Raw genomic sequence first — 13,745 nt, forward strand, 5'->3', positions numbered from 1 at the left:
TTGGAAAAGATCATCGTCCGTGGCGGAAAACGGTTGAGCGGCACCGTGAAAGTGGAAGGAGCGAAAAATGCCGTTTTGCCTGTAATCGCCGCAACGCTATTAGCCAGTAAAGGAAAAAGTATTATTCATGATGTGCCTGCTCTTTCCGATGTATATACAATCAGCGAAGTATTGCGTTATTTAGGCGCAGATGTAAAGATAGAAGGAAACACCATTACTGTCGACGCGTCACAAGATTTAAAATTGGAAGCGCCGTTTGAATATGTGCGAAAAATGCGGGCTTCCGTTCTTGTGATGGGGTCGCTGCTCGCCCGAAACGGCCGGGCCCGCGTCGCGCTACCTGGAGGCTGTGCGATCGGTTCGCGCCCAATTGACCAGCATTTAAAAGGATTTGAAGCGATGGGCGCCTCCGTGAAAGTCGGCAACGGATTTATTGACGCTGAAGTAAAAGGAAGATTGCGCGGCGCGAAAATTTATTTAGATTTTCCAAGCGTTGGGGCAACGGAAAATATTATGATGGCGGCGGTTTTGGCGGAAGGCACCACCGTCATTGAAAACTGCGCGAAAGAACCGGAAATCGTCGACTTAGCCAACTTTTTAAACGCGATGGGAGCGAAAGTGCGCGGGGCTGGAACCGGCACGATTCGCATCGAAGGAGTAGACGAGTTGACTGGGACCTCTCATACCGTCATTCCTGATCGCATTGAAGCAGGCACGTTTATGGTCGCGGCGGCCATTACGGGAGGAAACGTCTTAATACAAGGTGCTGTTCCAGAGCATTTAAGTTCCTTAATTGCCAAAATGGAAGAAATGGGTGTCACCATTATCGAAGAAGAAAACGGATTGCGGGTAATCGGCCCGGAAAAATTAAAAGCGGTGGATATTAAAACGATGCCGTATCCAGGATTTCCAACCGACATGCAATCGCAAATGATGGCGCTGTTGCTAAAAGCGGAAGGAACGAGCATGGTAACAGAAACGGTGTTTGAAAACCGCTTTATGCATGTCGAAGAATTTCGCCGCATGAACGCGGATATTAAAATCGAAGGCCGTTCTGTTATTATTAACGGCCCTTGCAATTTGCAAGGCGCGGAAGTGGCTGCGACGGATTTGCGGGCCGCGGCGGCGTTGATTTTGGCCGGCTTGGCGGCGGAAGGCTACACGCGCGTGACGGAACTTAGACATCTCGACCGCGGATATGTCCGCTTTCATGAGAAATTGGCGGCGCTCGGTGCCGACATCGTGCGCGTCAATGACGAAAGCGAAGCGGCGGTGGAGAGCGTAAAAGTGAAGGACCTCAATGTATAAAAATAAAAACGACCGTCAACTACATACGTAGTGAATGGTCGTTTTTATTTTTTTGACATTCGGGAAGCCATGATCCGAGTATGCCCATGCGTTCATTTTCCCGCCTCATAGCATATTATAAAAGAGCGAATAAAAAGAAGTTGTCATATATACTTGTCCGAGCCCATAACTATATAACGAATAAAAGCACAAACAAAGTGTCCCTAATTGCCATATGCGACTGCGCCTAGACGGGAACGGATTTCCGCTTGTGCTTGAAAAATGAATATTGGAGGTATAAGCAGTTTGTTAAACATCTATAAAAATGCATAAAATCATGTAAATATCTCCTGTTATTGAACGTAAAGAGGTGGATGTTCTCCCTCTTTTCCATCGTCCCCTGTCTGATGATAAAAAATCATCTCCCCCTTCCTCATGTAAAAAGGAAAGGAAGAAGATGTAGCGAATATATGTTCTTAAGGATCAAAACAAGGGGGAAGGCAAGGGGATGAAAACGGTTCGGATGATGAAAATCGTTTCTCATGATGCATCACACCTTCGTTCATTAGATGAGTTGATGCGCGTCTTTTGTTCCGCGAAGCGATACGCGTTCAACCGTTTGCTGGAGGGAAGGAACGCAAAAGACATCATCAAGCACCTTCCGCGCCAATTTCGGCTCAACAAACGGTTTGCCGAAGATGCGGTCTTGCTTGCTCAATCGCTGATTTCTTCTCAACGTGAGTTGCTTCCAATGCGCTTAGAGGATGTGCAGGCGAAAATCGAAAAAACCGAAAAGAAAATCGATGACTACCAACGCGGCAAGAAACAACGCCAATATATCGCGATGATGTTACACAAAATCGAGAATTTCAAACAAGAGCATGAATGGTCATTATGGAACATATTGCACAAATGTTGTTGGCTGAACCAGTACCAAATTCAACTAAAGGAGGGGTAGACCTGGTTGCTAAAATCGTTGTCGTGTACTGACCAATGGAAGGAATGGTGCACGACAGGCGCCGTCGCTAACAGCGATCCACGGGCTGTCTTTCACAGTAGGTGAATGACAAGGGAAATTCCCTTCCTGATGGAACTCAGGTGTTTCCTGGGCGGCAAGCGGTGTTTCCTGGTTCCATTGCGATGAATCGATTTTTATAGATTTTAGTAACCAGGCTCGGGGTTATGAAACGGATAAAACCACTTATCGTGCTTCTTTCCTTTTTATTTGTCGTCGTATTGCTCATTCCAACAGTATTAGTCGTTCCATTCAACGATCGCGAAATGGGAAAATTGGCGGAAGAACTTCGCGAGCGGGGGACAACGCAAAGCGTAAAAGCGACGGAAAGCGGACCGGATGTGGAAGTGGCGGTATACCGAAGTAAAGAACGGAAGATCGAGCGGATTCCGCTCGAGCAATATGTCGTCGGCGTCGTCGCAGCGGAAATGCCGGCCGAATTTGAACTAGAAGCGTTGAAGGCACAAGCGCTTACCGCCAGAACGTACATTGTCAAGCAATTATTAAACGATCGGCCAATCAGCCTGCCAAAAGGGGCGAATGTAACGGATACGGTCATGCATCAAGTGTACTATAGCGATGATGAATTGAAACGTCTGTGGGGCAGCGATTATGAATGGAAAGTAAAGAAGATTACGGAAGCGGTGCAGGCGACGCGCGGGCAAATTTTAACATACGGCAATAAGCCGATTGAAGCGTCGTTTTTTTCGACAAGCAACGGTTTTACCGAAAATTCCGAAGCGTACTGGGAAAACGAATTCCCGTATTTAAAAAGCGTTGCTAGCCCATGGGACGAAAAATCGCCAAAATTTTACCATCAAAAAGTAATGTCGATCGCCGAGTTTGAACGAAAGTTGGGTGTCAATCTTCCAAAAGACGGTTCTGTCGGCGTCGTGCTATCGCGCACGCCGGGAAAACGCGTTGATGTTGTAGAGATTAACGGCAAAAAAATAAAAGGAAGAGAAGTACGGGAAAAATTAGGTTTGACATCGACCGATTTTACGTGGGTGCGAAAAGGCGATGAGATCGTCATTACGACGAAAGGATACGGACATGGCGTCGGCATGAGCCAATACGGCGCCAATTTCATGGCGAAACAAGGAAAGACGTACGACCAAATCGTCAAATATTATTATCGGGGTGTCGACATTTCCTCCGCGACCGCTTTTTTAAATCAGCTGACCGTGAAAAAATAGAGGCAATCGCCTCTGTTTTTTTGTATAAAATGACGCGTTTTTTCAAAAAATAAACGAAAAAATTGTTTTTTGCGCGTATATATTTTCCTCTTTCTGTTCAAAATGGTTGCTGAGGTGATGAACATGAAAGAGGAAGAAAAGAAACAAATTTCTCCAAAAAAACGAAGTTTGCATCGTTTGTTCAGAAAGCGTTGGGTATTTCCGGCCATTTATTTAACGTGCGCCGCTCTCGTTTTGGCAGGAGCGCTTTGGTTCCAAAACAAGCAAGACGAAAAACCTAGAAAAGATGAATATGAATACAGCCAAACGGGCACTTCGCGGCAAAACGAGCCGGCCGTTCCAGTGAACGAAGCAGTGGAAAACTTTGCGATGCCGGTTCTTGATCCAAATTCCGTGGAAATCCAAACACCGTTCTACGATTACAACGCGTCCAAAGAAGAACAGGAAGCAGCTCTCGTCTTTTATGATCATACGTATCATCCAAACCGCGGAATCGACATTGTGCGCAAAGACGGCAAAACGTTTGACGTCACCGCTTCATTAAGCGGCACGGTAACAAAAGCGGAAAAAGACCCGATTTTAGGATATGTCGTCGAAATCGACCATGAAGACGGCGTTGTCACCGTTTACCAGTCGCTTGCCGACGTGAAAGTAAAAGCCGGCGATGAGGTAAAACAAGGGGAAGTGATCGGAAAAGCGGGGCAAAGCCAATTTAACCAAGAAGCCGGCATTCACGCGCACTTTGAAATCCGCAAAGATGATAAGCCGGTCAATCCGATCGATTACATGGACAAACCGGTCACTGCCCTAACGAAGCAAAAAGCCGGAACTGAAACCGCGCCTGAACAAAACGATGCGGCGTCAACCGATGAACAAACGAAAGAAAACGAACCATCTTCAGCCGATGAACAAAGCCAGTTGAATGAAGAAGCGCCGTCAACGGAGCAGTCAACCGATGAAGGCGCAACGACGCCAAGCGAGGAAAAGCAAGATGACGCTTCTTCCTCCAAAACACCGGATGCCTCGATTGGCATGGCAAGAGCGTAATAAACGATCGCCTGTTTCCTTCCTTAATCGAAAAGGACGGAAGCAGGCGATTTTTTTATGAAAAATGGAAAAGGAAAAAATGTTTCGGAAAGCGAATAAATAGCGATAGATAAACTAAGCGCAAAGGGGGAGGGAGTACGATGGACTACTTACATTATCCGCATCCGTCGCGGCGAATGACGATGTTCGCGGCGAATGGCATGGTGGCGACGTCACAGCCGCTGGCGGCACAGGCTGGCTTGGAAATATTAAAAAAAGGCGGCAACGCCATTGACGCGGCGATCGCAACCGCCGCGTGCCTGACGGTCGTCGAGCCGACTTCAAACGGCATCGGCGGCGACGCGTTTGCGATTGTCTGGACAAACGGCAAGCTGTATGGATTAAACGCGAGCGGTTATTCGCCTAAGTCGATTTCGATCGAAGCGGTAAAAGAACGGGGATATACCGAAATTCCAAAACACGGCTGGATTCCGGTTACCGTTCCCGGCGCTCCGGCAGCTTGGGCGGCGCTGTCGAAGCGATTCGGGAAGCTGCCGCTTACCGAAGTGCTAAAGCCGGCGATCGAATATGCGGAAAACGGCTACCCGGTGTCTCCAACGTTAGGAAAGTACTGGCAGGCCGCATTCCAAACGTATGAAAAAACGTTAAAAGGTCCGGAGTTTTCCAGCTGGTTTGCGACGTTCGCGCCAAACGGGCGCGCGCCGAAAATCGGGGAAATATGGGCGTCCAAAGACCACGCCAATACGCTCCGCCTTATTGCCGAAACGAACGCGGAAAGCTTTTACCGCGGCGAATTGGCGGAAAAAATCGCGGCGTACTCTAAACAATACAACGGCTTTTTAGATATCAACGATTTAGCGGAATACGAAGTGGAATGGGTCGAGCCGATTTCCATTCATTACCGCGGTTATGACATATGGGAAATTCCGCCGAACGGCCAAGGGCTTGTTGCGTTAATGGCGTTAAACATCATGAAAGGGTTTGCCGTTCCGGAAGCGCCGACAATCGAGACATACCATCAGCAAATCGAAGCGATGAAACTGGCGTTTGCTGATGGACAGGCGTATATCACGGACCGCAAGCATATGGAGCATCGCGTCGAGGAATTGCTATCCGAGCCGTTTGCCGAAACGAGGCGGGCGCTTATTGGCGAAGAAGCGTTGCTTCCGGCGCCGGGGACGCCGCCAACAGGCGGAACCGTCTATTTGGCGGCAGCGGACGGCGACGGCAATATGGTGTCCTTCATTCAAAGCAACTACATGGGATTTGGATCGGGGTTGGTCGTGCCAGGCACCGGCATCGCCCTGCAAAACCGCGGGCATAATTTCTCTTTTGATGAAAATCATGTCAACCGGCTGGCGCCGCGAAAAAAACCGTACCATACGATCATTCCGGGGTTTTTAACAAAAGGAAACGAGCCGGTCGGACCGTTCGGCGTCATGGGCGGATTTATGCAGCCGCAAGGGCATTTGCAAGTCGTGATGAACACGATCGACTTCCATCTCAATCCGCAAGCGGCACTCGATGCGCCAAGATGGCAATGGATAGAAGGTAAAAAGGTGCTCGTCGAACACCATTTTCCGCATCATATCGCCGAAGCGCTGGCGCGAAAAGGACACGAAATCCATGTTTCCCTTGATTCGGGAACATTCGGACGCGGTCAAATCATTTGGCGCGATCCGAACACCGGGGTGCTCATCGGAGGAACGGAACCGCGCACCGATGGAGCGATCGCGGCATGGTAAAGGGATGAAAAAACGATGAACCAACTGCAATTATTTCTCGCTTTTTTTCGTGTCGGCATGCTTGGGTACGGGGGAGGGCCGTCGGCAATCCCTCTTGTTCATCAAGAAGTCGTTGAACGATACGGAGCGTTGTTTTTATCTTAAAAAGCGAAACCTGCCTTGTTGGAAAAGGCAGGTTTTTTCACGTTTAATCCACCGTAAACTCAATCGCCGCTCTGGCGTTTGGCCAGTTTTTATCGGCAAGCCACCACTCGAGCTTGTACTTTCCTTTTGGTAAATTAGCAAACGTTTCCTGAAAAACGAGCGCTTCCCCTTGTTTTAACGGGCGCTCCTCATAAATTTGCGCAAACAGTTTTCCTTCGCTGAACTGCTTCACTTTTTTCCCGTCGCGGTACAAAATGTAGTCATATTTTTTTCCGCTCGTAAACGTCACCGTTTGCACGCGTTCGGTTTCGTTTTTCACCATAAACGTCACCACATAATTTCCGTCTTTTTTCTCATACGTTAATGACGGCTCAAGCGTCCCGGCGATAATTCCCCGCTCTGCTTGCGATTTCGTTTGCGAAGCATCGTCTTTTGCCTTTGGCCGCTCTCCGTTGTTCGAGGCGAAGAGCATGCTAACGGCCGCTGCTCCCGCGATCATGCTCACCAGCCCGATCGTCCGCCCTTTTCCCATCATCGTTTACCCCCTTTCATCTATGTTTATTATAGTCGTTCCCTTTTTTCATCTTGTTACCAAGAAACGAAAAAATGATGAAAAATCTTTGTCCTTCTTGATATTTCTGGTATATATGCCCGATTTGTCTAATAAAATGTTACAAATTGAACAACAACGAGAGTGTTTGAGGTGGGGATCGTTCATAACGGCACGGACGCAAGTTCTAGATGTTTCCAAAATGCACAAGCAGAAGAAACGTTCATCATCTGCGCGGCGAGTCTCATTTCACACTCCTCACATCCAACTTAGGGAGGGCGAGTGGTGTGCACGATTACATCAAAGAGCGTACGATCAAGATTGGAAAGTACATCGTGGAGACGAGGAAAACCGTTCGCGTGATCGCGAAAGAATTTGGCGTTTCCAAAAGTACGGTTCATAAAGATTTGACAGAGCGGCTCCCGGAGATCAATCCGGAGCTGGCGCAAGAAGTCAAACAAATTCTCGATTATCATAAATCGATTCGCCATTTGCGCGGCGGGGAAGCGACAAAGAAAAAATATAAAAAACAAGCCATCCAAAAATAATTAAGTCTTCTTCCTTGCGTCACACCTTCATCGCAAAAATAGTATCATTCCCTTAACGCGATATGGTAAAATAATCAAATAGGAACGATTCGAGGGTAGAGGCAAGGAGGATTATATATGTTTTCGAGGGATATTGGAATCGATCTTGGCACGGCGAACGTACTCATTTTTGTCAAAGGAAAAGGAATCGTGTTAAATGAACCGTCTGTCGTTGCCATTGATAAAAACACGAATAAAGTGCTGGCTGTCGGCGAAGAAGCGAGGCGAATGGTAGGGCGTACTCCTGGGAATATCGTTGCCATTCGGCCGCTCAAAGACGGAGTAATCGCCGATTTCGACATCACGGAAGCAATGTTGAAACACTTTTTAAGCAAGCTTGATGTCAAAGGCTTTTTCGCCAAACCGCGCATTTTAATTTGCTGCCCGACGAACACGACATCTGTTGAACGGAAAGCGATCAAAGAGGCGGCGGAAAAAAGCGGCGGCAAAAAAGTATATTTGGAAGAAGAGCCGAAAGTAGCGGCCATTGGCGCCGGGATGGACATTTTCCAGCCGTGTGGGAACATGGTGGTCGATATTGGCGGTGGCACGACCGATGTGGCGGTCCTCTCAATGGGGAACATTGTCACCGCCTCCTCCATTAAAATGGCTGGGGACAAGTTCGATATGGAAATTTTGAATTACATTAAGCGGGAATATAAGCTCTTAATCGGAGAACGAACGGCGGAAGAGATCAAAATCAAAGTTGCAACTGTATTCCCAGGCGCACGCGATGAGGAAATTGATATTCGGGGCCGCGATCTTGTTACGGGTTTGCCGCGCACGATCACGGTCCGTTCTGCGGAAATCGAAAAGGCGCTGCGCGAACCGATCGCGATGATTGTACAAGCCGCCAAAAGCGTATTGGAGCGCACTCCGCCGGAATTGTCGGCAGATATTATCGACCGCGGCGTCATTTTAACCGGCGGCGGCGCGCTGTTGCACGGCATTGACCAATTGCTTGCCGAAGAACTGAAAGTGCCGGTATTGATCGCGGAAAACCCGATGGACTGCGTCGCGCTCGGGACAGGAATAATGCTGGAAAACATTGATCGCGCGCCAAGGCAAAATTTAGTGTAGCTTTTTCCATGAACAAGTGAAATTCGCCCCAATGCTTTATAATATAAAATAGCAATACGTGATCATAAGCGAGGTGACCGCCCTTGTTGCGAGGATTTTATACGGCGGCCAGCGGAATGTTGTCCCAGCAGCGCCGCGTCGAGATGCTGACAAACAATATCGCCAACGCCAATACGCCTGGATATAAAGCGGACCAAGCGGCGTTGCGCGCGTTTCCGGAATTGCTTCTGTCACGCTTAGACGAAACGACCGTACCGACGAAAGAAGCGCCGCGTTCGTTTCCGTTCAGCACGGCGGTTGGCTCGATCAATACCGGCGTCTATATGCAAGAACTGATCCCGAACTTTCGCCAAGGAGACATCAAAGAAACGGGACGGCCGACCGACATCGCTCTCGTTAACGGAACGCTTCCGGCCGCCGGGGGAACGCTGTTTTTCGTCGTGCAAAACGAAAACGGCGATATTCGCTATACGAGAAACGGCAATTTTACTGTGAATCCGCAAGGCTTTTTAACGACGAACGACGGATGGTACGTGCTGGATGAAAACGGAGGGCGCATCGCGCTGCCAAGCGAAGATTTCACCGTGAACGCCGACGGAACGATCGTCGCGAACAATAATCCCATTGCCAGAATCAACATTGCTTTTGCGGCGAATCCGAACGTGCTTGTTAAAGAAGGCAACGGTTTATTCCGCAGCACCGCCGGCGTCTTGCCGAGCGCGCTGAATGCCCCGAACATTACGTACACGCTCAAACAAGGCTTTGTCGAGCGGTCCAACGTCGACCTCAACCGCACGATGACGGAAATGCTTTCTGCTTACCGCGCTTTTGAAGCGAACCAAAAAATTGTACAAGCGTATGATAAAAGCATGGACAAGGCCGTAAACGAAGTTGGCCGGCTTAAATAACGAGTAGGGGGATATGCACGTGTTACGTTCAATGATTACCGCCGCCAATACGATGGCGCAGCTTCAACAACAGCTCGACGTCATTAGCAACAACATCGCCAACAGCAACACGGTCGGATTTAAACGGCGTGAAACAAGCTTCGGTGAGCTGCTCGCCCAACAGTTTACGGATTTGCCGCGTGACGAGGCGCCCCGCCTTACGCCAAACGGCTTGCGGCATGGCGTCGGGGCGCGCCTCGCCGCAACAAACCTTATATTAAAGCAAGGGGCGCTCATGAAAACAGACCGTCCTTTAGATATCGCACTGACGAAGGAAGGGCAGTTTTTCCGCGTGCTTCTCCAAGGGGAAAACGGCGCGCAACAAATCGGTTACACAAGGGCCGGCGCGTTTTACTTAACCCCGTCCGCCGGGAATCCAAACGTGCTCATGCTTGTCACAAGCGATGGCCATCCGGTGCTTGACGAAAACAACGCGCCGATTTGGATCCCTAACGGCTATAAAGACATCGCGATTTCCGATAACGGCACGATGACCGCTACCGCTCCTGACGGCCGCGTCATAAGAAGAGTGAACATCGGCGTGACGACGATATTGCGTCCGCAGCTGCTGCAGTCTGTCGGCAATAATATACTGACGCTTCCGAATTTAAACGCGCTGAATGTCAACGCGGCTGACGTGGCGGTAAACATGATTGGCAATTTGCGCGCGCAAATCGGCATGACGCAAGGTGCGCTCGAGCAGTCGAACGTCGACCTTGGCACGGAGTTGACCGACATGATGATCACCGAGCGCTCATACCAACTAAACGCCCGCTCGATTTCGATTTCCGACCAAATGCTCGGTTTAATTAACGGAATCCGTTCATCGTAAGGGGACACTCATATGAATGAACAGAACCGGGAGGAAAAAGAGCAAAACAAGGAAGAAGCGAGCGCGGCGCGCCGCCGCAAATTTCAGCGCACCCGCCTCATTCCGATTTGGCTCCGCCTTCTTATTGTTCTCGTGTTAATGTCTGTCAGCCTCGCCGCCGGCTTGGCGATCGGCTATGGCGTGATCGGCGACGGAAAGCCGCTCGATGTTTTCAAACGATCGACATGGCAGCACATCATCGACTTTGTCGAGAAAAAATAACACGGCAAACACGGAAAGGAGACGATTTATGCTCGATAGCCAACAAATTCAGGCGATCATCCCGCATCGCTATCCGTTTTTATTAGTCGACCGCATCCTCGAAATTGAAGACGGAAAGCGCGCCGTCGGCATTAAAAACGTAAGCGTCAACGAACCGTTTTTCGTCGGGCATTTTCCCGAATATCCCGTCATGCCCGGCGTCTTAATCGTCGAGGCATTGGCGCAAGTCGGCGCCGTTGCGATGCTGAAAAAGGAAGAAAACCGCGGCCGCCTCGCTTTCTTCGCCGGCATCGACAACTGCCGCTTTAAAAAGCAAGTGAAACCGGGCGACCAGCTTCGGCTTGAAGTCGAGATCATCCGCGCCAAAGGCTCTGTCGGCAAAGGAAAAGGCGTCGCCACCGTTGACGGCGAACTCGTCTGCGAAGCGGAAATCATGTTTGCCCTTGGCGATAAGCAAAACGGCTGAAACGAAGCTCTCCTTTCACCGATGAAAGGAGAGCCTGTTTGTTTTGTTTATGGTAAAATAAACGTCAAGAAGGAGGTGAGACAATGGAACGGTTGATGGAACAAATTCTTTTTGAGTTAAAAGAAATGCGGGTGGACCTAAACGAAGTAAAACAAAGCCAAAAGCAGCTGGAGTCCGATGTCCGCACGCTGCAGGAGGCGGTTGCCGAACTACAGGAGGGACAAGCGCGGGTCGAACAAACGATCGGCAAGCTTTCACAAAGCATCATTGACAGCTTAGCTCCTTATTTCGACCAAATTACCCAGCATATCGATGAACGATATGAAGAGATCCATGACAAATTACATCAGCACGAGCGGATGATCGAAACCCTCTCCTATCGTTCCCTCGCCCAAGAAACCGAACTCAAAGACCTCAAACGAATGATGCAACATTCCTCATAAAATGCATGAAATTCTCCTTTCTGGGAAACATAAGCAAGGACCGGTCTTTACATAAGGTCACCAATATTCACGGAAAGGAGAAAAGACGATGACGAAGAAAAAATGGCTTTTGTTCAAACTGATTAGCGCTTTCGCCGCCCTGTTCATTGCAGCGGGATGCAACGGCGACAACGACAACAACGACAATCCGCCGCCGCCAAACGACAACGTCGACCAAAACGACATCAACGATCAAGATATGAATCCGGCGGATGACATCAACCAAAACGATGACGCCGACAACGACATGAACAATAACGGCGACATCAACGACAATAAAAACGATCGGCTATCGCCGGGCAACGACACCAACAATGGGCCTGGCGACGATGAAAACGACGCCGTTCCTGATCGCGAAGATCCGATCGAAGACCCGCAAGACGCAAACGACAAAGACAACAAAGACGAATAACGCAACAAGGCTGCCTCGCAACAGCGCAGGCAGCCTATTTATTGGCAAGGGCAAAAACAGCGCAGATGACGCTCCAATCGTTTCGGCCGCGAAGGAAAACTATAACAGATAGAATGATCTAGATATATCCGCCTTCATTGTTTATAATAGTAAAGTATAATATTGTTAGGATGTAATGGGACTTATTTGTAGGAGGTACAATCATCATCATGGAAGAAACGATCAGCTTGCGCGAACTGTTCGAAACGCTGCGGAAACGCTTATCGCTTATCGTGGCCATTACCGTTTTGGCGACGTTTGTCAGCGGCGTGGTCAGCTACTTTTTTTTAACGCCGATTTACGAAGCATCGACGCAAATTTTGGTTAATCAGGCAAAATCGGAACAACAGCTATACAACTATAACGAAATCCAAACAAATTTGCAGCTCATCAACACATATAGCGTCATTATCAAAAGCCCGACGATTCTTGAAAAAGTCAAAGAAGAGCTAAACTTGGACCGTTCGGTGGACGAGCTGAACGAACAAATTCAAGTATCAAGCGAAAAAGACTCGCAAGTGTTTTCCGTAATCGTTGAGGATCCCGATCCCGCCATGGCGGCAAAAATCGCCAACAAAACGGCGGACGTCTTTAAAAACGAAATCGTCAAAATTATGAACATCGACAACGTAAGCATCCTCTCGAAAGCGGAAGTAAAAGAAAACCAAGCTCCCATCAAGCCGAAGCCGTTGTTAAACATGGCGATCGCCTTCGTTGTCGGCTTGATGACAGGCGTCGGACTCGCCTTTTTACTAGAATACTTGGATAACACGCTGAAAACGGAAGCCGATGTCGAAAAACATCTCGGCCTGCCGGTGCTCGGCTCCGTCAGCGTCATTTCCTCGCAAAAAACAAAAAAAGCAAAGACGGGCATAAGCGTGCAAAAAGCAAGGGGTGAAACCGTTGGCCGTTAGCAACCGCAAAAAATTTCAAAAAATGGAAAGAAATTTAATTACGTTTGAGGATCCGAAATCGCCGATTTCCGAACAATATCGCACAATCCGCACAAATATTCAATTTTCGTTTATTGACGAAACAATGCGTTCCCTCATGGTCACATCGGCGGGGCCGGCGGAAGGAAAATCGACGACGGCGGCGAACTTGGCGGTCGTTTTTGCCCAGCAAGGAAAAAAAGTGTTGTTAATCGACGCCGATTTGCGCAAACCGACTGCGCATTACACGTTTCGCTTAAACAACTACGCGGGGTTGACAAGCGTCCTGACGCATTCTTCATCGTTATCATCGGCGTGCCAAGAAACGGGCGCGGAAAACTTATACGTCCTTACATCCGGACCGATCCCGCCGAACCCCGCGGAGCTGCTTAGTTCGAAAACGATGGACAACTGCCTGCGCGAACTGCAAAGCGAGTTTGATTTAATTATATTTGACACGCCGCCGGTGCTCGCGGTAACCGATGCGCAAATTTTGGCGAATAAATGCGATGGGACGATATTGGTCGTCGCCAGCGGCAAAACGGAAATCGCCGCCGCCGTGAAAGCGAAAGAACTGTTGGAAGCGGCGAACGCCAAGCTGCTCGGCGTCGTGCTAAACCAAAGAAAACATCGCGAAGGGCAACATTATTACTATTACGAATATAAATAAAAGGGCGTCCTCTGTGCGGGAAGCCCTCTTTAATCTTGTCTGCAAGGTGGGGA

General features: G+C 49.0%; 16 protein-coding genes and 1 pseudogene. 16 read left to right on the forward strand and 1 reads right to left on the reverse strand.

Annotated features, from left to right (window positions below; translation table 11 throughout):
• The 6 genes and pseudogenes from murA to BM278_RS10480 all read left to right on the forward strand — a co-directional run.
• The gene (murA, locus tag BM278_RS10455) at nt 1-1,308 is read left to right on the forward strand and encodes a UDP-N-acetylglucosamine 1-carboxyvinyltransferase (RefSeq protein ID WP_090949525.1); all 1,308 of its coding nucleotides are present in this window, start codon (nt 1-3) and stop codon (nt 1,306-1,308) included.
• Nucleotides 1,309-1,795: 487 nt separating this feature from the next.
• Nucleotides 1,796-2,245 carry a hypothetical protein gene (locus BM278_RS10460; protein ID WP_244151142.1) on the forward strand — a complete coding sequence of 150 codons (450 nt, stop codon included), beginning with the start codon at nt 1,796-1,798 and terminating at the stop codon, nt 2,243-2,245.
• Nucleotides 2,246-2,469: 224 nt separating this feature from the next.
• A complete protein-coding gene (gene spoIID / locus BM278_RS10465) occupies nt 2,470-3,498 on the forward strand; it encodes a stage II sporulation protein D (protein ID WP_090949526.1) in 1,029 nt (342 codons plus the stop codon).
• A 123-nt stretch (nt 3,499-3,621) separates the two neighbouring features.
• Nucleotides 3,622-4,545, forward strand: coding sequence for a stage II sporulation protein SpoIIQ (gene spoIIQ / locus BM278_RS10470; protein ID WP_090949528.1), 924 nt, complete (start codon nt 3,622-3,624; stop codon nt 4,543-4,545).
• A gap of 140 nt (nt 4,546-4,685) precedes the next feature.
• Entirely contained in the window at nt 4,686-6,290 is a 1,605-nt protein-coding gene (locus tag BM278_RS10475; protein ID WP_090949529.1) for a gamma-glutamyltransferase family protein, read from the forward strand.
• 15 nt (nt 6,291-6,305) lie between these two features.
• A pseudogene (locus BM278_RS10480) lies at nt 6,306-6,413 on the forward strand (chromate transporter); the annotation flags it as partial.
• A gap of 64 nt (nt 6,414-6,477) precedes the next feature.
• On the opposite strand, the gene BM278_RS10485 reads toward BM278_RS10480, so the two are convergent.
• Nucleotides 6,478-6,966, reverse strand: coding sequence for a BsuPI-related putative proteinase inhibitor (locus BM278_RS10485; RefSeq protein WP_090949533.1), 489 nt, complete (start codon nt 6,964-6,966; stop codon nt 6,478-6,480).
• A gap of 305 nt (nt 6,967-7,271) precedes the next feature.
• Between BM278_RS10485 and spoIIID the strand changes: the two genes are divergently transcribed.
• The 10 genes from spoIIID (at nt 7,272) to BM278_RS10535 (ending at nt 13,692) form a co-directional block, all read left to right on the forward strand.
• Entirely contained in the window at nt 7,272-7,532 is a 261-nt protein-coding gene (spoIIID, locus tag BM278_RS10490; protein ID WP_090949536.1) for a sporulation transcriptional regulator SpoIIID, read from the forward strand.
• A 117-nt stretch (nt 7,533-7,649) separates the two neighbouring features.
• On the forward strand, nt 7,650-8,651 hold the full coding sequence (gene mreB, locus BM278_RS10495; RefSeq protein WP_090949538.1) for a rod shape-determining protein: 1,002 nt from the start codon (nt 7,650-7,652) through the stop codon (nt 8,649-8,651).
• A gap of 83 nt (nt 8,652-8,734) precedes the next feature.
• Complete coding sequence (locus BM278_RS10500) at nt 8,735-9,559, forward strand: flagellar hook-basal body protein (protein WP_090949540.1); 825 nt, start codon at nt 8,735-8,737, stop codon at nt 9,557-9,559.
• 19 nt (nt 9,560-9,578) lie between these two features.
• The gene (locus tag BM278_RS10505) at nt 9,579-10,430 is read left to right on the forward strand and encodes a flagellar hook-basal body protein (protein ID WP_208601794.1); all 852 of its coding nucleotides are present in this window, start codon (nt 9,579-9,581) and stop codon (nt 10,428-10,430) included.
• 12 nt (nt 10,431-10,442) lie between these two features.
• Nucleotides 10,443-10,691 (forward strand): DNA-directed RNA polymerase subunit beta, encoded by a 249-nt coding sequence (locus BM278_RS10510; RefSeq protein ID WP_090949544.1) that lies wholly within the window; start codon nt 10,443-10,445, stop codon nt 10,689-10,691.
• 28 nt (nt 10,692-10,719) lie between these two features.
• On the forward strand, nt 10,720-11,157 hold the full coding sequence (gene fabZ, locus BM278_RS10515; protein WP_090949546.1) for a 3-hydroxyacyl-ACP dehydratase FabZ: 438 nt from the start codon (nt 10,720-10,722) through the stop codon (nt 11,155-11,157).
• Nucleotides 11,158-11,240: 83 nt separating this feature from the next.
• Nucleotides 11,241-11,600: a hypothetical protein gene (locus BM278_RS10520; RefSeq protein ID WP_090949548.1), complete on the forward strand. Its 360-nt coding sequence runs from the start codon at nt 11,241-11,243 to the stop codon at nt 11,598-11,600.
• Between the two features lie 88 nt (nt 11,601-11,688).
• Complete coding sequence (locus BM278_RS10525) at nt 11,689-12,051, forward strand: hypothetical protein (RefSeq protein WP_090949549.1); 363 nt, start codon at nt 11,689-11,691, stop codon at nt 12,049-12,051.
• Nucleotides 12,052-12,260: 209 nt separating this feature from the next.
• Complete coding sequence (locus BM278_RS10530; protein ID WP_090949551.1) at nt 12,261-13,004, forward strand: YveK family protein; 744 nt, start codon at nt 12,261-12,263, stop codon at nt 13,002-13,004.
• On the forward strand, nt 12,994-13,692 hold the full coding sequence (locus tag BM278_RS10535; protein ID WP_090949553.1) for a CpsD/CapB family tyrosine-protein kinase: 699 nt from the start codon (nt 12,994-12,996) through the stop codon (nt 13,690-13,692). The genes BM278_RS10530 and BM278_RS10535 overlap by 11 nt, the downstream gene beginning before the upstream one ends.
• Nucleotides 13,693-13,745: the final 53 nt, after the last annotated feature.

It is taken from the genome of Parageobacillus thermantarcticus, assembly GCF_900111865.1.
In the GTDB taxonomy this organism is placed as follows: Bacteria; Bacillota; Bacilli; order Bacillales; family Anoxybacillaceae; genus Parageobacillus; species Parageobacillus thermantarcticus.